Origin of the sequence: Halomonas caseinilytica (assembly GCF_001662305.1) — a bacterium.
Taxonomy (GTDB): domain Bacteria; phylum Pseudomonadota; class Gammaproteobacteria; order Pseudomonadales; family Halomonadaceae; genus Halomonas; species Halomonas caseinilytica.
The window spans coordinates 200138-219629 of the sequence record NZ_BDEP01000015.1 but is presented as its reverse complement, the minus strand read 5'-3'; the positions used below and the strand labels follow the sequence as shown (position 1 = coordinate 219629).

Annotated in this window: 18 protein-coding genes; 9 read left to right on the top strand and 9 right to left on the bottom strand. The window is 65.7% G+C overall.

The features are described from left to right. Window positions 1-188: 188 nt before the first annotated feature. Window positions 189-2474 carry a mechanosensitive ion channel family protein gene (locus A9O65_RS09740; protein ID WP_064698610.1) on the bottom strand — a complete coding sequence of 762 codons (2286 nt, stop codon included), beginning with the start codon at window positions 2472-2474 and terminating at the stop codon, window positions 189-191. Window positions 2475-2599: 125 nt separating this feature from the next. Between A9O65_RS09740 and A9O65_RS09735 the strand changes: the two genes are divergently transcribed. Both A9O65_RS09735 and A9O65_RS09730 read left to right on the top strand, forming a co-directional pair. Continuing rightward, window positions 2600-3592, top strand: coding sequence for an amidoligase family protein (locus tag A9O65_RS09735; protein WP_064698040.1), 993 nt, complete (start codon window positions 2600-2602; stop codon window positions 3590-3592). Next, window positions 3592-4260 carry a gamma-glutamyl-gamma-aminobutyrate hydrolase family protein gene (locus A9O65_RS09730; protein WP_064698039.1) on the top strand — a complete coding sequence of 223 codons (669 nt, stop codon included), beginning with the start codon at window positions 3592-3594 and terminating at the stop codon, window positions 4258-4260. Before A9O65_RS09735 ends, A9O65_RS09730 begins: the two co-directional genes overlap by 1 nt. An 82-nt stretch (window positions 4261-4342) precedes the next feature. On the opposite strand, the gene A9O65_RS09725 is transcribed toward A9O65_RS09730, so the two are convergent. After that, entirely contained in the window at window positions 4343-4774 is a 432-nt protein-coding gene (locus A9O65_RS09725) for an OsmC family protein (protein ID WP_064698038.1), read from the bottom strand. Between the two features lie 174 nt (window positions 4775-4948). Here A9O65_RS09725 and A9O65_RS09720 point away from each other — a divergent pair, with 174 nt between their 5' ends. Beyond that, window positions 4949-5833 carry an aldo/keto reductase gene (locus A9O65_RS09720; RefSeq protein WP_064702007.1) on the top strand — a complete coding sequence of 295 codons (885 nt, stop codon included), beginning with the start codon at window positions 4949-4951 and terminating at the stop codon, window positions 5831-5833. Here the strand turns inward: A9O65_RS09720 and A9O65_RS09715 are convergent. The 3 genes from A9O65_RS09715 to A9O65_RS09705 are packed head-to-tail and all read right to left on the bottom strand — an operon-like array spanning window position 5830 to window position 7723. Next, window positions 5830-6498: an FMN-binding negative transcriptional regulator gene (locus tag A9O65_RS09715; RefSeq protein ID WP_064702006.1), complete on the bottom strand. Its 669-nt coding sequence runs from the start codon at window positions 6496-6498 to the stop codon at window positions 5830-5832. The genes A9O65_RS09720 and A9O65_RS09715 overlap by 4 nt on opposite strands. A 10-nt stretch (window positions 6499-6508) precedes the next feature. Beyond that, window positions 6509-7264, bottom strand: coding sequence for a GNAT family N-acetyltransferase (locus A9O65_RS09710; protein ID WP_064698035.1), 756 nt, complete (start codon window positions 7262-7264; stop codon window positions 6509-6511). A gap of 12 nt (window positions 7265-7276) precedes the next feature. Next, complete coding sequence (locus tag A9O65_RS09705; RefSeq protein WP_064702005.1) at window positions 7277-7723, bottom strand: GNAT family N-acetyltransferase; 447 nt, start codon at window positions 7721-7723, stop codon at window positions 7277-7279. 47 nt (window positions 7724-7770) lie between these two features. Between A9O65_RS09705 and pdxR the strand changes: the two genes are divergently transcribed. Beyond that, window positions 7771-9291 carry a MocR-like pyridoxine biosynthesis transcription factor PdxR gene (gene pdxR / locus A9O65_RS09700; protein WP_437438254.1) on the top strand — a complete coding sequence of 507 codons (1521 nt, stop codon included), beginning with the start codon at window positions 7771-7773 and terminating at the stop codon, window positions 9289-9291. Window positions 9292-9327: 36 nt separating this feature from the next. Here the strand turns inward: pdxR and A9O65_RS09695 are convergent, their stop codons facing one another. Continuing rightward, the gene (locus tag A9O65_RS09695; protein WP_064698032.1) at window positions 9328-9882 is read right to left on the bottom strand and encodes a DUF1415 domain-containing protein; all 555 of its coding nucleotides are present in this window, start codon (window positions 9880-9882) and stop codon (window positions 9328-9330) included. A gap of 165 nt (window positions 9883-10047) precedes the next feature. Between A9O65_RS09695 and A9O65_RS16985 the strand changes: the two genes are divergently transcribed. Next, window positions 10048-10326 carry a YdeI/OmpD-associated family protein gene (locus tag A9O65_RS16985; protein WP_369691737.1) on the top strand — a complete coding sequence of 93 codons (279 nt, stop codon included), beginning with the start codon at window positions 10048-10050 and terminating at the stop codon, window positions 10324-10326. Window positions 10327-10391: 65 nt separating this feature from the next. Here A9O65_RS16985 and nfi read toward each other — a convergent pair whose 3' ends face one another. Next, window positions 10392-11072 (bottom strand): deoxyribonuclease V, encoded by a 681-nt coding sequence (gene nfi / locus A9O65_RS09690; RefSeq protein ID WP_139180645.1) that lies wholly within the window; start codon window positions 11070-11072, stop codon window positions 10392-10394. A 74-nt stretch (window positions 11073-11146) separates the two neighbouring features. Here nfi and A9O65_RS09685 point away from each other — a divergent pair, with 74 nt between their 5' ends. The 4 genes from A9O65_RS09685 to A9O65_RS09670 all read left to right on the top strand — a co-directional run bounded on the left by A9O65_RS09685 (window position 11147) and on the right by A9O65_RS09670 (window position 17645). Beyond that, window positions 11147-12376, top strand: a complete 1230-nt coding sequence (locus A9O65_RS09685) for an exonuclease SbcCD subunit D (RefSeq protein ID WP_082920156.1) — start codon at window positions 11147-11149, stop codon at window positions 12374-12376. Then, the gene (locus tag A9O65_RS09680) at window positions 12373-15687 is read left to right on the top strand and encodes an AAA family ATPase (protein ID WP_064702002.1); all 3315 of its coding nucleotides are present in this window, start codon (window positions 12373-12375) and stop codon (window positions 15685-15687) included. Before A9O65_RS09685 ends, A9O65_RS09680 begins: the two co-directional genes overlap by 4 nt. 10 nt (window positions 15688-15697) lie before the next feature. Beyond that, entirely contained in the window at window positions 15698-16684 is a 987-nt protein-coding gene (locus A9O65_RS09675; RefSeq protein ID WP_074749288.1) for an alpha/beta hydrolase, read from the top strand. 100 nt (window positions 16685-16784) lie between these two features. Beyond that, window positions 16785-17645, top strand: coding sequence for an SDR family NAD(P)-dependent oxidoreductase (locus A9O65_RS09670; RefSeq protein ID WP_074749289.1), 861 nt, complete (start codon window positions 16785-16787; stop codon window positions 17643-17645). A gap of 23 nt (window positions 17646-17668) precedes the next feature. On the opposite strand, the gene A9O65_RS09665 is transcribed toward A9O65_RS09670, so the two are convergent. Together A9O65_RS09665 and A9O65_RS09660 are read right to left on the bottom strand one after the other, a co-directional pair. Beyond that, complete coding sequence (locus A9O65_RS09665; RefSeq protein WP_064698027.1) at window positions 17669-18148, bottom strand: hypothetical protein; 480 nt, start codon at window positions 18146-18148, stop codon at window positions 17669-17671. Between the two features lie 141 nt (window positions 18149-18289). Continuing rightward, complete coding sequence (locus A9O65_RS09660; RefSeq protein WP_064698026.1) at window positions 18290-19408, bottom strand: alkene reductase; 1119 nt, start codon at window positions 19406-19408, stop codon at window positions 18290-18292. Between the last annotated feature and the right edge of the window lie 84 nt (window positions 19409-19492).

Here is a 19492-nt window from a genome sequence, read left to right as displayed (position 1 = left end):
TAAAAAGTAAACGCTTACGCCCTTAGAGTAAACGTTTACCTACTACCACCATGGTCGCATCTGACGCCAAGCCTTCACATTGCCCGACGCAGCATGTCACAACCGAGAAATGACCGAAGCGCGACCGGGCCCGGCACTTGGCCGGGCCCGATCATGCACAGGCGAGAAGCCCCGAGGAGAGGCCGCTATCAGGTGCCGGGATCCGGCGAGGCGCCACGGGCACTGGTCGCGCCGGTCGGATCGGCGATACCCGCCTCACCGGGATCGCGGCCTGATGCATCCCGTTCGTCGCCCCGCTCGCTGCTGCCGTCGAGCCGGCCACCGCCACGCCCTTCCATGCTGACGCTGAGGCGCGGCACGCCAAGATCGATCTCCAGCTCTTCCATGCGCTGCTTGAGCAGCAGATTGAAGGCCCGAGCCACATCCCACTGCATCTCGGGCGCGGTGCGAAAGCGCATGCGCAGGATCGGACAACCATCCTCGAACGCATGGATGCCCTGCATCTCCAGCGGCGACCAGATGTGGTGGCGCATCATCGGATCCTGTCGCAACGCCCGGGCGGTTTCGTGCATCAACGTGATGGCATCGTCGATCTTCATGTCGTAGGGAATGCGGATCTTCATCAGGGCGATGCCGAACTGGCGCGACATGTTATGGATCGAGTCGATACGGCTGAAGGTGATGATGTGCACGATGCCATCCAGATCACGCAGCCTCACGGTGCGCAGGGTCAGCCCCTCGACGGTGCCCATGTGGCCATTGATCTTCACGAAGTCGTCCACCGCCAGGGAGTCCTCGATGAGGATGAAGATGCCGGTGATCAAATCCTGCACCAGGGTCTGGGCACCGAAGCCGATGGCCAGGCCGATCACACCGGCACCCGCCAGCAGCGGCGTGACGTTGACGCCCAGATTGGCAAGCCCGACGATCGCGGCAATGATCACGATGGTGGCGAAGATGACGTTGCGGATCATCGGCGTGATGGTCTGGGCGCGCGCCTGATTGACCCGACGCCCACGGGAGCGGGCCGACGACACCAAGGCGCGCTGGATCGCCGTATCGGCGAAGATCCACACCAGCCAGGCCAGCAGAATGGTGAAGCCGATACCCAGCAGCGCCTGGCCGATGCGCACGCTGGCCACCCCTTGGGTGCCAATGCCGATCAAGGAAGCGCCCCATACCTGCAGCGACAGCTCGGCGAAGGCAAACCAGGCCAGGGCATGGCCCAGCGCATAGCCGAAGCGCTCGAGCCGACGCCGATACTCGCTCTGGCGCCGGCGCTTCGAGCGCCGCTCGGCATGCCGACGCAACAGCCCCGCCACGACCAGCGTCAGCACCAGCAGGGCGGCGGAAATGATCGAACGCGCCAGCGCCGTACCGACATCTCCACCGGTGACGAAGATCGCCAGCAGCGAACCACCCACCAGCAGCAGCGCCGGCACATGCCAGAGGCCGCCCACCACCCGGATCACCTCCGAAGAGCTACCCTTCTCGCGCCGATGAGAGTAGGGCCGATTGCGTATCAGGTGCTTGATGGGACGCTTGAACCGCAGGATGAAACGTCCACTCAACACGGCCGCCAGGGTATTGGCCAGCACCGAGCACAGGCTGGCCAGATCGAGGCCGATGAGTTCGGTGAGCCGCGAGGAATTGAGGGCATCGCCCAGGGCAATCAAGGCGCCGATCATGAACAGCGGCCGCAGGCTCTGATGCTGCAGGATCCGCACGGCGACGAAACGATGCCCGCGCGTGAACACCGCGATGACCGACTCCACCACCACCGCCAGGGTCCGACCACACAGCGCGACATAAGCAATGACCAGGGCGCCCGTACGCCCGGCACTGCTCGGCACCAGTTGCGCGATGCCCATCGTCAACGCGAAGGCCAAGGCCCAGGGCAGCATGCGCCGCAGGAAATGGATCGCGAGCAGATGCGCCTTGGGTTCGCGCGGCAGGTCCAATGGCCAGCCACGACGCCCGGCCAGCATCCGCCCCAGGGCAATGAAGATCACCAGCAGGCCGCCCCAGATCGCCACCAGCACGGTCAGTTCGATGACGAAGCGCGCCAGCTCGGCATTGCCGGTCTGTACCACCAGCTCGGAAAGGTCTCGCCACCCTTCGCTCAACTGGAGTCGCCAGCCATCCAGAGGCGATCGGCCCGCCTCGGCCTGCTTTCCCAACTCATTGAAGGTGTCGGCGAGCGCCCCCAGCAGGCCCTGCTGGGAGGTGATGCCATTCTGCTCGGCCGCCGGTTGATTGGCCTGGCGCAACGCCTCCAGGCTCTCCAGCAGTTCCTGTCGCTTGGTGTCGTCCTGCAGGGTGGAAATGACCTCGTCCAGCGAGGCCTGGAACGCCTGGGGATCATGATTCTCCGACTGCTTGGCATTCGCCAGACTCGACAATGGCGAGGGCTGCGCCGCCACGAACAGCGGCAGCATCAACAAAAGCAGCGTCAACAGGCCACGCAGGACCATCGAGAAGCGATGCACGATGAGCAACGTCGGTCTCCATCCAGAGAGTCATGGTATAACGGCATATCCTGACATAAAGAGGTTCAGACGTATGTTAGGCTGCCGAAATCTGACAACAGGATGCCGTCATGACGCCGCAACCGCCACCCATCCCCGATAACGATGACGGCCAGACTCGCCGAGTCGGTGTCGAGATCGAGTTCGCCGGCCTGCCGCCGAAGGAAACGGCTCACCTAGTCCAGACCCTGTTCGGCGGTGATCTCGAAGCGATCAGCGCGCATCGGCTCAAGGTCAGGAATACCCGCTGGGGCGACTTCGGCATCGAGCTGGACACCCAGTACGCTCATCCGGATCACCAGCGGCTCGATACCGAGGCCTATCGTGACAGCGAGTGGGAGCGAATGCGTCAGGACTTTCATGCCCGCACCCGCGAGCTGATCGGTGACGTGGTCACCGGCCTGGTTCCCACCGAGATCGTCTGCCCGCCGGTGCCCTGGAACGAGCTCGACGACCTCGACACCCTGTTCGATGCCTTGCGTCGTCATGGCGCCAAGGGCACCGACGCCAGCCTGCTCTATGGTTTCGGCCTGCATCTCAATCCCGAGGCTCCCAGCCTGGAAGTCGACGACGTCCTGGCTTGCCTGCGGGCCTATCTGCTCACGGCACGCTGGCTACGCGAACAGATTCACGTCGATATCACCCGGGAGGTCCTGCCACACGCCAACCCCTTCTCGCGGACCTACGCACTCAAGGTGCTGGACCCGGACTACCAGCCGGACCTGCGGACGCTGATCGACGATTATCTGGAGCACAACCCGACCCGTAACCGGGAACTCGACCTGTTACCGCTGTTCGCCTATCTCGACCCGACGCATCCTCATGAACTCTTGAGCGACCATCTCGTTCAGGCTCGCCCGACCTACCACTATCGTCTGCCCAACGCCCAACTCTCCGAGGCTGACTGGGGCGCCAGCCTGGAGTGGAACCGCTGGCTGGAGGTCGAGAAGCTGGCCGCCGCCCCGGACACCCTGGCCGAGCGCAGTGCCCAGTATCTCGCGCGCCATCGTCCCGCCTGGCCGCGCCGTTACTGGTTCGCCCTGCGCCGGAGGCTGGGATACTGATGGTCAGGCGTCCATTGATCGGCATCACCACCTCCGACCGCAAGAGTCGCATTGCCTGGTGGTTCGACTGGCTCGCCGTCCGGCGTCACGGAGGACGGCCACTGCGACTCTCGCCATCACGCCCTGTCCCCCGCCATCTCGACGGGCTGATCATCGGCGGCGGCGATGATATCCAGGCGCATCTCTACGGCGCCGAAATGCATCTCGATGTACGCGTCGATCCCGAACGCGACGATCTCGAACTGCAACTGCTCGAACGCTTCATTCCCGGTGGCATCCCAGTGCTCGGCATCTGCCGCGGCGCCCAGCTGATCAACGTGCACCTGGGCGGTACCCTGGACCCCGATATCTACACGACCCACGAGGGCCTGAAGCCCCGACGCACCGTGCTACCCCGCAAGACCGTGGACATCGTCGGCGACAGCCAGCTCAACCGGATTCTCAGGGTCACCTGGTGTCGCATCAACAGCCTCCATCACCAGGCGGTGCAGCGCGCCGGCGACGGCATCGAGATCGTCGCCCGTGACCGTGACGGCCTGGTCCAGGGTATCGAATCCCGCCATCACGATTTTCTGATCGGCGTGCAATGGCACCCTGAGTGGCTGATCTTCAACCGCCCCCAGCAACGCCTGATCCGCGCCCTGGTCGACGCCGCCCGCCGGTCATGAACGCTCGGCCCGAAACCGGTTCCCCGAAACAAGAAAAGGCCACCCGAGGGTGGCCTTTGTCCTGAGAGGTCAGCAAGGGCGACTACGATTCCAGCTTAGCGTCCAGGCTGATCTCGGCATTGAACAGCTTGGACACCGGGCACCCAGCCTTGGCCTTGTTGGCGGCGTCCTCGAAGGCCGCCTCATCGGCACCGGGAACGCTGGCACGGGTCTCCAGATGAATCGCGGTGATGCTGAAGCCGCCCGAATCCTCTTCCAGCGAAACCGTCGCCTGAGTGGCGATGCGTTCCGGCGTATAGCCCGCCTCGCCGAGAATCATCGACAACGCCATCGAGTAACAACTGGCATGGGCCGCCCCGATCAGTTCCTCGGGATTGGAGCCACCCTCGCCTTCGAAACGCTTGGCGAAACTGTAGGACACCTCATCGAGCACGCCACTCTGGGTGGATACCGTGCCCTTGCCATCCTTGAGGCCGCCCTGCCAGACGGCGCTTCCATTCTTCTTGATGCTCATGTCGACTCCTCTATGTTGGGGTGGGTCGCAGCGTTGCTCCTACACCATAGATCATTGGGATGACCCTTCCAGGACACAAGGACGCGCATTGCATCCTGAACGGCCTGCGACCAGAATATATGGAAAATACTTCCAAAACCACTGGTCGCCAATATCCACCAATGAGGATACGTCATGACGACTTCTTCCCGCGTTACCCTCGCTGCCACCTCCCATGAAGCCGCCATCGAACTTCCCGCCATCGGCCAGGGCACCTGGTTCATGGGAGAAGGCCTGGCGCCTCGCGCCGACGAGGTACGTGCCCTTCGGCAAGGGCTGGACCTCGGCCAGACGCTGATCGATACCGCCGAGATGTACGGCGACGGCGGCGCCGAGGAAGTGGTCGGCGAGGCGCTCCGCGGCCGCCGTGACGATGCTTTCCTGGTCTCCAAGGTCTACCCTTGGAATGCCGGGCGCGACCACGCCATCGCCGCTTGCGAACGCAGCCTGCAACGCCTGGGTACCGACTATCTGGATCTCTATCTGCTGCACTGGCCCGGCGGCATTCCGCTGGACGAGACCCTGGAAGCCTTCGATCGGCTACGCGAATCCGGCAAGATCCGCCGTTTCGGCGTATCCAACTTCGACATCGACGACATGCAGGCACTGAGCGCAACGCCGGGCGGTGGCGACTGCGCCGTCAACCAGGTGCTCTACCACCTCGGCTCACGGGGTATCGAGCACTCGCTGCGCCCCTGGCAACGCGAGCATGGCATGCCACTGATGGGCTACTGTCCGCTGGCCCAGGCCGGCCGCCTGCGCCGCCGGCTGCTCGATCATCCCGACATCACGGCACTGGCCGCCGAGCGCGACCTGACTCCGGCCCAGTTGCTGCTGGCCTGGGCCATTCGCCCGGTAGACGGCCAACGCGATGTCATCGCCATTCCCAAGGCGGTACAACCGCAACATGTGCGCGACAATGCCGCCGTCCTCGAGGTCGCTCTTGACGACGATGCCCTGGCCCGGCTCGATGCCGCCTTTCCGGCACCGGAACGCAAGGAGCCACTGGATATCGTCTAATCGCTTGCGAAGCTTGATGACGAGATGCCGCCGAGGCTGGCGGCATCTCGTTCGTTGACGCCATACTCGTCCCGCAGGCCTCGCTGGATCGCCCGACGTTCCTCGAGCGGCTTGTGCTGGCTCGCCTTGCGCTTGCCCGTCAGACGCTCGACGGAGATCTCGATCCCGACGATGGCGCGGCACATCGCCGCGATGTAATCGTCGGGGGCATCATCGATCCGCCAGGGTCTCTGCCGCTCGCCTTCGAAGCGTTCAGTGAGCGCGGTCACCATCTCGCGCAGCCAATGTGGATCGTCGATCAGGCGCAGCCGGCCATGCGCGTGCACCACCTGATAGTTCCAGGTCGGCACCACCTTGCCGTGCTCACGCTTGGCCGGATACCAGCTCGGCGTGATATAGACCTGAGGCCCATGAAAGATCGCCAGGGCCTCGATGCCCTCCTGGAAGCTCGCAAGCCTTTTGACAAGCGGATTGGCGCGCGCGATATGGCCACACAAGGTATCCGCTGGCCACTCGTCTCCCGCCGGTGTCAGCAACAATGGCAAGTGATCGGCACTCAGCTCGCCGGATGCATCACGGGTTACCAGCGTAGCGAAAGGCGCCTCCTCGATGGCCCGATGACATTCGGCACGACTGTCGATGCGAAACTGGGGCGGCTGATACATGGTTCGCCTCTCAAGCTGGGGAAAGATCGTGACGCAGGGCGGCCGTCATCGACGTGAGCGAACGATGCTGGCGGCCCGTGGCGTCAAAGTTCTCGGGGGCCAGCCAGCGGCGGTGGCACTCGCGAATCGCCGGCCACTCACCATCCAAAAGCGAGAACCAGGCCGTATCCCGGTTTCGCCCGGCCACGACCCGGTGCTGACGAAAAATGCCCTCGAAGCGGAAACCGAGCCGCTCGGCGGCGCGGCGCGATGGCGCATTCAGGGCATCGCACTTCCATTCGAGACGCCGATATCCCTTGTCGAAGGCATTGGCCATCATCAGCATCAGCGCTTCACTGGATATCGGAGTCCGTGCCATGCGGGGCGAGAAGCTCAGATGGCCGATCTCGATGCAACCATCGCCCGGCACGATATTGAGATACGCGGCCATGCCCACCGCCTGCCCCTCGGTGGCATCGACGACGGCGTAACACCGCATGTCCGGGGCTGCACTCATGCGGGCCAGCCAGTCTCGACAGCCGATCGCGTCGTCGAAGGGACGGCCACCCAGATAGGTCCAGCGGGCGCACGCCTCGGTGTCGTTGTCGATCTCCGGGGCCGGCACCTGCCACGCCTGCCACAGAGCCTCGGCATGGCGGGCGGCGTCCAGCGGTTCCAGTCGGCAGAAACGCCCTGCCAGGCATTCGGCACCAGGTTCTGACGGCGGTTGCCAATGCGGGAGACCGGAACCGACCGGCTGGCCATAGTCATTGATTTCATGGGTCATGGCATCACGCTCTCAGATCGTCAGCAGGTAAGTATCGAAGACCGCGTCGCGCTGCCAGCCAAGCGCATGGTAGCGGGCCTTGGCCATCTCGTTGTCGACCTGGGTGCGCAGCATCAGCTGCGATACACCATGGGCATGAGCCCGTTCGCGAGCCGCTTCCAGCAAGGCGCTCCCGGCGCCCTGGCGGCGAGCTTCGGGGATGACGAACAGATCGTTGAGGATCCAGCGTGACGCCAGGCTCGTCGTGGACGGGACCGGAAAGAGTTGCGCGAAGCCGATCGCATGATCGTCGTCATCGAGGGCCAGCAACACATGGGCATCGCCCTTTACGAGACGCTCGCTCATGAAACGGCGAGCACCGTCGACATCGCCGGGTTGGTGGTAGAACCGTCGATAGCCGTCGACCAGGGGCACCAGGTCGTCGAGGTGGGCGTGGGTAGCAGCACGAATCGTGATCATGGCAAGGCTCGCGTTCGGACATGACGAAGCCTCAGTCTGACGACATAATGGTTCCCCAAGAAGAACCAGTTTGGCCGATACATGGGGAACCAGTGGCTGATCCGAATGCCCACCGCCTCTGGATTCAGGAGGCACTGAATCTTCAACTGGCCGAGCCGGATGCCCGCACGCTCGGCCAGCGCCTTTACGACGCCCTGCGCGGCGGCATCCAGCAGGGCCGGCTCCCTGCGGGGAGTGCCCTGCCCTCGTCCCGGCAACTGGCGGCCGAGCTCGGCATTGGGCGCAACACGGTGCTGAGCGCGGTCGACCGCCTCGCCGCCGAAGGCTTTCTGGTGTCGCGTCCCGGTGCCGGCGTCTTCGTGGCCGACTGGCAGTGGGACCCGCAGACGCCCCTCGATGTCCCGCCGACGCCACCTGCGACGCTCTCGCATCGCGGCGAACGCCTCCTCGACTTCGCGACGCCTCCCAGCGCGCGGCATACGGCCTTCGCTCCGGGTGTGCCGGCACTGGATCGTTTTCCTCGCGAGCGCTGGCAACGCTTGCTGCGCCGTCACCAGCAGCGAGCCCCCATCGACTGGTTCGATTACCGGAATGAAGGCGGTGTGGAGACACTGCGCGAGGCACTGTGCGACTACCTGCGGTTATCGCGCTCGGTACGCTGCCAGCCGGAACAGATCCTGATCACCCAGGGCGCGCAGCAGGGCTTCGAGCTGATCGCGCGCCTGCTCGCCGATGTCGGCGATGCCGTCTGGCTGGAAGAGCCAGGCTACGGCGGCGCGCAGGCCTGCTTCACCGCGGCAGGCCTGACACTGCAGCCGGTGCCGGTCGACGACGAGGGCCTGAACGTCGCATCGCTGCCGCCCGAGGTGCCCTCCCCCAAACTGATCTACGTGACACCATCGCACCAGTACCCCAGCGGCGCTACCCTGTCGCTGACGCGACGCACGGCGCTGCTGGGACTTGCCCAGCAGCATGGCGCCTGGATCATCGAGGACGACTACGACAGCGAATTTCGCTACACCAGCGCGCCGATCGCCTCGCTCCAGGGACTGATGGACAACGCGCCGGTGATCTATGTCGGCACCTTCAGCAAGGTTCTCTATCCCGGGCTGCGGCTCGGCTACCTGGTACTGCCGCCGTCACTGGTGACGACCTTTCGGAGCGTCAATGCCCGCCTGCACCGGGAAGGACAGTACATCACCCAGGCAGCGCTTGCCGACTTCATCAGCGAAGGCCATTTCGCGCGCCACGTGGCACGCATGCGCCGGTGCTACCAGACTCGACAGGCCGCACTGCGACATGTACTGGCACCGGCAGTGGCACACGGGCTAGAACTCTCGTCCGGCCATGCGGGCATGCACCTGGTCGCCTACCTGGCAAGCCATGATCTGGAACGCGAGCTGCTCCGGCGAAGCAAGGAGGCCGGCCTGCGGTTATCGCCGCTTTCCGGCTATTACCTACGCGCCCCCGGCCAGCCGGGGCTGGTGCTTGGCTATGCCGGTGCCACGGAGGCCGAGATCGAGCGCTGCGGACGCTGGCTCGTCGAAGCCTGGCTGGCCCTGACCTGAGCGATGCAATCGGCCCTTCTCGGCAGCGGCCGAACGCTACCGCGCCGCTCCCCGCAACGCAGCCAGTGACGCGGCCAACCGTTCGGTGCCCAACGCCTGCATCCGGGCCTCGTTACGCACGGGGATTCCCTCGGGATCGGGGTAATGGGCCAAGGCCCGCTCGAGCCCGGCCTCGCGGATCAGATGCCACATCGGCCAGGGCGAGCGATTGGTGAAATTGCGCGGCGCATCCTCCGCCTCGCCTTCGAATTGATAGTCCGGGTGGAAGCTCGCCAACTGATAGATCCCTTCATAGCCCTGCTCCACCAGCAGCGACTCGGCCAGCCCCAGCGCATCCAGATAGTCGTCGAAATCCGCCAGCCCGTCGCTCAATACCAGCAGGGTCGTTTCGGTCTCGGGATGCGTATCGAGATGCCAGCACTCTTCCATCAATCGCAGCAGGGCAGCCTCCAGCCGTGCGGCCTCCACCGTCACATAGCGCACGCTGTCCCGGGCAATTTCGCGTCCCGCAAAGGGACAGACCTCACGGCCAACCACGAAGGATTCAACCCAGGCTCGGGTGGCGGAAAGCGGATCGGCATGGTGGGTCATGAGCGGGCTCGTCGGGAGAATGGAGAAGAATGGAAGCGCAGTATACCCAGTTTGAACCCGCGGAACGCGACGGGAAAACACGCCTCATCTGAAGCGGAATGCTCGCTTCTGGCCAATCACCGCCAGTCGTTCTAGTCTGACGAGACCATCAAGCATCAATGACTCATGCGATGCCCCCTCATGATCCGAAAAACCATCTCCGCCGGTGTTGTACATGATGTCCCCGAGGACCTGCGACACGTCCTCGCCGGCGACAGCTCAGTGCTAGTGCTCTGGGAGGCCATTACGCCCATCGCGCGCAATGAGTGGATATGCTGGGTAGAAGACGCCAAGAAACCCGAGACGAGACACCGCCGCATCTCGCGAGTGAGCGCCGATCTCAAGGCGGGAAAGCGTCGCCCCTGCTGTTGGCCGGGATGCCCTCACAGGAACAAGGGAAAATAGCATCAACATCAGTGCCCTTGGCGTCCCATGCCGCACCGGAACCACGCCGGCGAAAGCAACCTCATCTACCCTCGCCGCGACGCTAGCCGATCCGCCAGGCGAGTCGGCTCGGGCAGCTTGGTGCGCCCCAGGCAAGCCGTCGCCCATTCCAGCGCCGTGGGCAGCGAAAGGCGGTGTCCGGGCGACACGAACACCGGCTTGACGCCGGTCCTGGAACGCAGCACCACGCCGATGGTCTCCTCGCCGTCCATGAGGGGCATCCAGTCGCCCCTCTCGTCTCCCGGCGTGGCGTGGCGACCGCAAAGCCGCGACTTGGCAACCCCGATGGTCGGCAGGTCGAGCCATAGCCCCAGGTGGCTGGCCACGCCCAGCCGGCGCGGATGCGCGATGCCCTGACCGTCCACCATCACCAGTTCGGGCTTGGTCGTCAGCTTGTCGAAGGCGGCCAGGGCCGCCGGTACCTCACGAAACGACAACAGGCCGGGAATATAAGGCATGCGCGTCGGCTCGCGATGCACGACCTGCTCCACTACCTCGAACTCGCCGGGGGCGGCTGGCGGCCAGGCCAGCACGACCACCGCCGCACGCGTGATATCACCGCTCTCCTCGAAGCCGATATCCACACCGGCGATATGGCGAATCCTTTCGAGTCGATCTTCGAGTTCGACCCGGCCGGCCAGTTGCTTCTGCAGCTCGATGGCCGCTTTCGGCGCGAGGTTCCAGTCATGCAAGGGAGGATTGGACATTCGGGCTTCCTGATTCATGGGCATCTCTCGGGTTAGACTACGGTTTTGCCGCCTGACCAGCCACCGGGAAGCCAATGCTGAGACTGATCCACACCGCCGACTGGCACCTGGGCCAGAGCTTCCACGGCCAGGAGCGCCACACCGAGCACCGCGCCTTCCTCGACTGGCTGCTCGAGACCCTCATCGCGCGCGACGCCGACGCCCTGCTGGTCGCCGGGGATATCTTCGATGTGGTCAATCCTTCGCTGCGCGCCCAGGAACTCTTGTACGACTTCATCGTCAGCGCCCACGAGCGCTTGCCGCACCTGGATATCGTGCTGATCGCCGGCAACCACGACAGCGGCAACCGCATCGAGCTTCCCGCGCCTTTGATGCGCCGCCTTCGCACCCACGCCCTGGGGCGCGTCGTCTGGCAGGAAGACGGCGAACTCGATGCCGACCACCTGCTGGTGCCGCTCACCGATGCGGCCGGCGAGACGCAAGCCTGGTGCCTGGCGCTGCCCTTCCTGCGGCCTGCCGAGGTCACCGGTGGCGACGCCGACGACTATGTCAGCGGCATCTCGAGCGTCCATGAACGACTGATCGATGCCGCCCGGCAACGGCGCGAATCCGGCCAGGCGCTGGTGGCCATGAGCCACGCCCATCTGCATGGCGCCACCGTCTCCGAGGCCAGCGAACGGCCCATCGTGATCGGCGGCGAGGAGTCGATCTCCGCCGCCCTCTTCCCCGACGACATCGCCTATGTGGCACTTGGCCACCTGCACCGCGCCCAGCAGGTCGGCGAGCCTCGCATCCGCTACAGCGGCAGCCCCCTGCCGCTGGATTTCAGTGAAGTCGACTACCCCCACCAGGTGGTGGAGGTCAGCCTCGACGGTGAACGACTGACCGGCAGCGAGGCACTCCACGTACCGCGCCCGGTGGCCATGCACCGCCTCGGCCCGGCACCGCTGGACGAGGTCCTCTCCGAACTGGACGCGCTGACCGATGACCCGGCCCTGCCTCGCGAACGCTGGCCATGGCTGGAAGTCACGGTCGCGCTCGACGCCCCGGTGCCCGACCTCCGCGCGCGAGTGGAAGCCGCCCTGGAGGGCAAGGCCCTGCGCCTGCTGCGGCTTTCGCGTCGTCTGCCCCAGCGTGAGGGCGATACCACCTCGGCACGTATCGACCTGCAGACACTGGGCCCGCGCAAGCTCTTCGAACGCACCTGGCGCGAACGCTGGGACGCCCCGCCCGACGACGACGTCCTGGCCGATTTCGACCGCCTGCACCAGGACGTGCTCGACGACCCGGAGGCCGACGCATGAAGATCCTCGCCCTGCGCCTGGCCAACCTGGCCTCGCTGCCCGGCCCGCTGGCACTCGACTTCACCGCCGAGCCGCTGGCCTCGGCCGGCCTGTTCGCCATCACCGGGCCCACCGGCGCCGGCAAGAGCACCCTGCTCGACGCGCTCTGCCTGGCGCTCTACGGCAACACGCCACGCCTGCGCCAGGCGCCCAACCGCGACAGCCAGGTCGACGACCCCGCCGGGCAATCGCTCACCACCAGCGACCCCCGCACCCTGCTGCGCCGAGGGACCGCCAGCGGCCACGCCGAGGTCGACTTCCTGGGCCGCGATGGCCATCGCTACCGTGCACGCTGGGCGGTGCGTCGTGCCCGCGACAAGGCCGACGGACGACTGCAGAGTGTCGATCAGTCGCTGCGCGACCTCGATGATGACCGCCTGCTGACCAACCAGAAGCGAGAGTTCGACAAGCTGCTGCCCGAACGACTGGGGCTGACCTTCGAACAATTCACCCGCGCCGTGCTGCTCGCGCAAAGCGAGTTCGCCGCCTTCCTCAAGGCCGACGACAACGAACGCAGCGACCTGCTCGAGCGCCTGACCGGCACCGCCGAGTACTCGGCAATCTCACGCGCCGCCTACCGCCGGGCCAGCGAGGCCAGAAAAGGCGTCGAGACGCTCGAAGCCAAGCTCGCCGACGACCTGCCCGCCGAGCCACAGGCCCGCGCCGAGCTCGAGCAGCAAGCGGCATCCGCCCATCAGGCCCTGGCCGAACTACAGCAACGGCAAGACCGGCTGGACGCTCGTCAGCGCTGGCACGACACCGACGACCGCCTTAGCCTCGCCGTCGCCGAGGGGCGGCACCAGCAGCAACAGGCCGATGCCGGCTGGCGGGAACTGGCGGCTGCCCGTGCCGACCGCGAGTGGCGACGACTGATTCTCCCCCAGCGCCACCGCCTTGCGCGCCAGGCCGCGCTACCCGGCGACATCGCCACCCTGGAAACCACTCACGCCGCAACGCTCGAAGCGCTCAGGAACAGTGAAACGACCTGCCAGCAGGCCAGCCAGGCCCATACCGCAGCCGAGCATGCCCTGCATGACGCCACTGAAGCTCGACGTCGGGCCGACCCGAGGCTGCGCGAAGCCCGCGACCAGGCCCAGCAACTCGCCGGTATCCAGCAGCAACTGGCCGAGCGGGAAGCCACCCAGGCCGAGCGTCAACGCCAGCGTGTCGAGCTCGACACCCAGCATCGGCAAGCCAGGGCCGAACACCACGAGCGCCGCCAGCAACGCGACGCCCGGCAGGCAACGCTCACGCAACTGATGGGTGAACATCCACGACTCGAGGACGCCCGCCAAGCGACCCAGCGTCAGCTCGACCAGGCCGCCCGACGTCACCTGGCCCTGGAAGAACTGGCCAGCCGCTGGCGGCAGGTCCGCCACGCCACCGAGACCCAACGACGCCTGGCCGACCAGCTCAGCGACGACGAACGTCGCCTGGCGACGCTCCTGGAGCAGGGCCAGAACGCTCGGCGCCGCCTCGATGAAAGGCACAACCACTACGCCAGCATCTCTGCCGTCATCGAGCGCTCTCGCGCCGTGCGCAGCGAGAGCGTGGCGAGGCTGCGCGAAGGCTTGCAGGAGGACGAGCCCTGCCCCGTCTGCGGTGGCCTCGACCATCCCTGGCGCCATCACCCACCACCGACGCCGGAGGCCACCCAGCTTGCCGCCCAGCAGGCAGAGGAAGAACGCCAGTTGAACGAGGCACAGGCAGCGCTCGACCAGGCGCGGCAAGCGCGTGACAACCTGGTCGGCGAATACCGCGCCCTCGAGGCCGCGCTCAAGCAGCGCCGTCAGGATGCGCAAACAGCCGAGCAGCAACACAACGAGGCTCGCCAGGCCCTGAACGATCACCCTCTCCACGCTGAACTCGACGCCATCGAAGACGCCGAACGCGATGCCTGGCTGGCCGCCCAACGCGACGCGAGCGAAGCTGCCCGAGCGCATCACCAGCGAATACTGAACGATCTGGCCAAGGCCGAGGCCGAGCTGGCCCCGCTCGAGCGTGCCCTGCAGCAGGACGAACTCGTCCTGGCCAGGTTCGAATCCCGGCGAGAGGCCCTCGACAAGGAACTGGCCGAGCTGGCCGAGCGCCTCCCGCCCTTGCGGTCGCAACGTGACGACATCGCGCGCCAGCTACAGGCCCAGCTCGGCGAACACGCCTCGCCGGACGCCTGGCAACAATCCCTCGACGACCGACAGGCCCAGGCCCATCAAGCCCGGGATAGCGCACTGAGCCGATTGCATGAGGCCAGGCAGGAAGCGCAACGTCTCGCCCAGCAGCGCGACCATGAACGCCAGCGCCTCGAGACCTTCCACCAGGAGCGCGATACCCTGGACCACGAGCTGGCCGAATGGCGCCGAGCCCATCCCGAACTGGACGACGCCACGCTCACCCGGCTGCTGGACCAATCCGACGACGAGGCGCAACGCCTGGAGCAGCAGCTCGACGACGCCGAGCGGGCCCGCCAGCAGGCCTATGCCACCCTCGCCGAACGTCGCCAGGCACTGCTCGCTCACCGCCGCGATCAGGGGCTGACCGAAGATGACGAGAGCGACGAAGACGACGCGGCTCTGCTGGGGGAAAGCACCGAGGCCAGGCTCCGCGAGCGTCGCGAGGCGCTGGCCAGCGAACGCGAGGCGCTCGCGCCACGGCTCGAGGATGCCCAACGACAGCGCGACGACGCCCAGCATGCCCTGCGTGACGACGACCGCAAGCGCGCGCGCCAGCAGCAAGGCCAGGCCGAGCTGGAAGCGGCCCGCACCGAGTATCGCCGCTGGGGCCGGATCAGCGAGCTGATCGGCTCCGCCGACGGCAAGACGTTCCGTCGCATCGCCCAGGCCTACAACCTCGAACAGTTGCTGGAGCACGCCAATGCGCACCTGACAGGCCTCAGCCGACGCTATCGTCTGGTGCGCGGCGGCAGCGAGCTCGGCCTGCTGGTCGTCGACCGCGACATGGGCGACGAACGCCGCTCGGTGCACTCGCTCTCCGGCGGCGAGACCTTCCTGGTCTCGCTGGCCCTCGCCCTGGGGCTGGCCTCGATGGCCTCCGGCGAGCTGACCATCGAATCGCTGTTCATCGACGAGGGCTTCGGCAGCCTCGATCCAGACTCCTTGGCCCTGGCCATGGAAGCGCTGGACGGCCTCCAGGCCCTGGGTCGCCGCGTCGGCGTGATCTCCCACGTCCAGGAAATGCACGAACGCATACCGGTGCAGATCCACGTTGCCCCCATCGGCAACGGCACCAGTCGCGCCACACTGGTCAATGCTTGAGCGAGGCCTCATGAAAATCGCTGCGGGCCTAGTGCTGCTGATCCTCGTCGCCTCGGTGGGCATCGTCGCCATGGCACTCGTCCTCGGCGGCCCGTCCCGGCCGGCGGCCATGAAAGACATCAACGCCCCGTTCAGCACCGTCGACTATCGCGACCTGCCGGAACTCAGTCACTATCCGGCACGCGATGGCAGCCAGCTCGCCTATCGCCATTACCCACCGGCCTCCGACGCCGCCCAGGGAAGCGTCGTGCTGCTCCACGGTTCGGCTGGTAACAGTCGCAGCCTGCACCCGCTGGCCAAGGCCCATGCCGCGGCCGGTTTCATGGTCTACTCGCTGGATGTGCGCGGCCACGGCGCCTCGGGCACCAAAGGCGACATTGCCTACATCGGGCAACTCGAAAACGATCTAAAAGACTTCCTGGTGACCATCGCTCCGGCCCGCCCGCGCACTCTGGTCGGCTTCTCCTCCGGCGGCGGCTTTGCGCTGCGCGTCGCCGGCAGTCAGCGCCAGCGGCTGTTTGACCACTACCTGCTGCTGGCGCCCTTCATCAGCCAGGAGGCACCGACCCATCGGCCCGACAGCGGCGGCTGGACGAGCGTCGGCCTGCCCCGTTACATTGCGCTCATCCTGCTCGACCGACTCGGCATCAATGCCTTCCATCATCTGCCGGTGATGCGCTACGCCGTCGATGATGACGCCGCCCCCTCGCTCACCACGGCCTATTCGTTCACGCTCGCGCAGAATTACCGACCCAAGCCCGATTATCGTGCCACCCTGAAAGCGCTCGATTGCCCCATGCAGGTGCTGGTGGGCCAGGACGACCAGATCTTTCGTGCCGAGCAGTTCGACCCCGTGTTTCAACACGCCGGCCGGCATGTGCCGATCAAGCACCTGCCCGGCATCGACCACATCGGCCTCATTCTCGATCCCGCGGCCATCGACGCCACTGTCGACGCGACACAGACCCTGAATGGTCAAGGCAACTGCCAGCGTTGAGTACGGCGCGGCACCTTGCTTTCATGGACTCGACGAATCATATCGGGCACAGAGGTGACACCTCCCCTCTCGCCCTGCGGAATGCAAGGAGACGCGCACAGTGGACGCCTCGACGACACCGACACGCAGCCTGCTGATCACCGGCTGCTCGAGCGGCATCGGCCATGCCGCGGCCCATGCCATGGCGGCACGCGACTGGCGGGTCTTTGCCACCGCAAGGGCCGAGGCAGATGTCATCCGGCTTCAGGAGGAAGGACTCGAAGCCCTGCGGCTGGACCTTGCCGACAGTGCCTCGATCGAGGCCGCGGTGGCGGAAGTAAGCCAGCGCACCGGCGGCGCGCTGGCAGCCCTTTTCAACAATGGCGCTTACGGCCAGCCCGGTGCCGTCGAAGATCTCAGACGGGACGTGTTACGGGACCAGTTGGAGACCAACCTGCTCGGCACCCACGAGCTGACGACCCGTGTGCTACCGATGATGCGTGGCCAGGGCCATGGGCGTATCGTGCAGAACAGTTCGGTACTGGGATTTGCTGCCCTGCCCTATCGCGGCGCCTACGTCTGTTCCAAGTTCGCCCTGGAGGGCTTGACCGACACCCTGCGCCAGGAACTCGCGGGCAGCGGCATTCACGTCAGCCTGATCCAGCCCGGCCCCATCGCCAGCCGCTTTCGTGAAAACGCCCACCGTGCCTTCAAGGCCAATATCGACACGGCCAACAGCGCCCATGCCAGCACCTACGCGAAAGTCGAAGCACGACTGGCCAACCCCGACGGCAAGACGCCCTTCGCACTGGAGGCCGATGCGGTGGTCGCCAAGCTCATCCATGCCCTAGAGAGCCGGCGACCGAAGCCCCGCTACGCGGTCACCCTACCGACCCATCTGTTCGCCGCGCTCAAGCGTGTACTCAGCACGCGCGGCATGGACCGAGTGTTACTGCGCTCGACGAAGAGCGAGCGGGAGTGAACCTCAACGCGTGCAGAACGTGCTCAGAGCTCTTGCCGCCCCCGCAGCAGCCCCCACAAGCGGCCAAGGCCAACGGAGACCGCGAACAGGACAATACCGACGACCATCGACACACCGCCCTGCCAGAGGAAGGCCTGGCTGGCCGAGGCCATCTGCATGCTCAGCGTGACCGCCCCGTCAGCGAGATAATAGACGCCGACAACGGCCGCCCCCACCGCCACCAGCGACTCGGTGGCGGCAGGCGCCTCGGTGGAAACCGGCGACATCCAGGCAGCGAGCGGCTTGCGCGCCAGGATCAGCGCCAGCCCCAGCAGTCCACTGACCAGAAAATACACGCTTTGCAGGAGCAGTACGTTCGGGCCATCCGATGGCTGCGACACCGCTGCACTCGACCACGCCACATACAGAGAAGCCGCATAATCCGGCATGCGGCTAACCACGAGCCAGATCCCCATGATGGCCAATACGACCTCGGCCAACTGACGCGGTTGGTAATGGAACATATCACATCCTCAAGCCACTCAATGAAACGACGCCCCCGGAAATGCCTCCCTGGCCGGGTGCCGTCATCATGCCATAACCTCGACGCAATAAGCCCGGCACACTGGCCGGGCTGATGAACATTGATGAAGATGCGTGGCCCCTCAGGCTCGGTGATCGTACCCATTGTCGAGGAAGGGATAGTCGGTGTAGCCCTGCTCGCCTCCACCGTAGAAGGTGCCCTGATCCGGCTCATTGAGCGAGGCGCCCAGACGCAGGCGCTCCGGCAGATCCGGGTTGGCGATGAAGGGCCGGCCGAAGGCGATGGCATCGGCGGTGTTTTCCTCCAGACGCTGCTGGGCACGCTCGGCATCGTAATGACCGCAGTAAATCAGGCTGCCGCCGAAACGCTCGCGCATCTGCTCACGGAATCCTTCCGGGAACGTGACATCGCCACCGGCCCAGTTGGGCTCGTTGAAATGGAGATAGGCCAGGCCGCGTCGACCGAGCTGCTCGGCCAGGTAGAAGGCCATCGCCTCGGGCTCGTCGTCGCTGAGGCCGAAGATCTCGATGAAGGGAGTCAGGCGAATACCCACGCGATCCGGGCCGAACACCTCGGCCACGGCATCGACCACTTCCAGCGGGAAGCGCGCGCGATTCTCGACCGAACCGCCGTAGCGATCGGTACGCTGGTTGGTGCCGGTGGCCAGAAACTGGTTGAGCAGGTACGCATTGGCGGCATGCACCTCCACCATGTCGAAGCCGGCTCGCTTGGCGCGCACGGCCGCCTGGCGATAGTCCTCGACGATACCCGGGATCTCGTCGGTCTCCAGCGCCCGGGGCGTGCTGGTAGGGTGCCGTCCGGCGGAACCATCCTCGAACTCGACGAAGCACTCGGCACCTTCGCCCTTCAACGCGCTGGGCGCCACGGGCGGCTGGCCGTCGGGCTGGACCATTTCATGGGACACGCGCCCAACGTGCCAGAGTTGCAGGGCAATGCGCCCGCCCTTGGCATGCACGGCCTCGACGACCTGCTGCCAGCCGGCTTCCTGGGCGTCGGTCCAGATGCCGGGGGTATAGACATAGCCACGCGCCGTCGGCGAAATATTGGTCGCCTCGCTGATGATGAGACCTGCGCCGGCACGCTGACCGTAATAGGCCTGTTGCAGTTTTCCGGGCACGCTGTCGGGAGTGCGGGCTCGCGTCAGCGGCGCCATGATGACGCGATTGGGCAGACTCAGGCTGCCGAGCCGGAGCGGAGTGAATAATGTGGTGTCGGCCATGGTCTCTCTCCTGTCGCGACGAATCGCTTGCTCGATTCGTTGGCTCGATGATGAAGTGAGCTACACAATAAGCGTGTTAATTAT

Bases quoted from the DNA above. Each gene is read 5' to 3' on its own strand.
- A9O65_RS09740 (WP_064698610.1), bottom strand. From the start codon at position 2,474: ATGGTCCTGCGTGGCCTGTTGACGCTGCTTTTGTTGATGCTGCCGCTG.
- A9O65_RS09735 (WP_064698040.1), top strand. From the start codon at position 2,600: ATGACGCCGCAACCGCCACCCATCCCCGATAACGATGACGGCCAGACT.
- A9O65_RS09730 (WP_064698039.1), top strand. From the start codon at position 3,592: ATGGTCAGGCGTCCATTGATCGGCATCACCACCTCCGACCGCAAGAGT.
- A9O65_RS09725 (WP_064698038.1), bottom strand. From the start codon at position 4,774: ATGAGCATCAAGAAGAATGGAAGCGCCGTCTGGCAGGGCGGCCTCAAG.
- A9O65_RS09720 (WP_064702007.1), top strand. From the start codon at position 4,949: ATGACGACTTCTTCCCGCGTTACCCTCGCTGCCACCTCCCATGAAGCC.
- A9O65_RS09715 (WP_064702006.1), bottom strand. From the start codon at position 6,498: ATGTATCAGCCGCCCCAGTTTCGCATCGACAGTCGTGCCGAATGTCAT.
- A9O65_RS09710 (WP_064698035.1), bottom strand. From the start codon at position 7,264: ATGACCCATGAAATCAATGACTATGGCCAGCCGGTCGGTTCCGGTCTC.
- A9O65_RS09705 (WP_064702005.1), bottom strand. From the start codon at position 7,723: ATGATCACGATTCGTGCTGCTACCCACGCCCACCTCGACGACCTGGTG.
- pdxR (WP_437438254.1), top strand. From the start codon at position 7,771: ATGGTTCCCCAAGAAGAACCAGTTTGGCCGATACATGGGGAACCAGTG.
- A9O65_RS09695 (WP_064698032.1), bottom strand. From the start codon at position 9,882: ATGACCCACCATGCCGATCCGCTTTCCGCCACCCGAGCCTGGGTTGAA.
- A9O65_RS16985 (WP_369691737.1), top strand. From the start codon at position 10,048: ATGCGATGCCCCCTCATGATCCGAAAAACCATCTCCGCCGGTGTTGTA.
- nfi (WP_139180645.1), bottom strand. From the start codon at position 11,072: ATGTCCAATCCTCCCTTGCATGACTGGAACCTCGCGCCGAAAGCGGCC.
- A9O65_RS09685 (WP_082920156.1), top strand. From the start codon at position 11,147: ATGCTGAGACTGATCCACACCGCCGACTGGCACCTGGGCCAGAGCTTC.
- A9O65_RS09680 (WP_064702002.1), top strand. From the start codon at position 12,373: ATGAAGATCCTCGCCCTGCGCCTGGCCAACCTGGCCTCGCTGCCCGGC.
- A9O65_RS09675 (WP_074749288.1), top strand. From the start codon at position 15,698: ATGAAAATCGCTGCGGGCCTAGTGCTGCTGATCCTCGTCGCCTCGGTG.
- A9O65_RS09665 (WP_064698027.1), bottom strand. From the start codon at position 18,148: ATGTTCCATTACCAACCGCGTCAGTTGGCCGAGGTCGTATTGGCCATC.
- A9O65_RS09660 (WP_064698026.1), bottom strand. From the start codon at position 19,408: ATGGCCGACACCACATTATTCACTCCGCTCCGGCTCGGCAGCCTGAGT.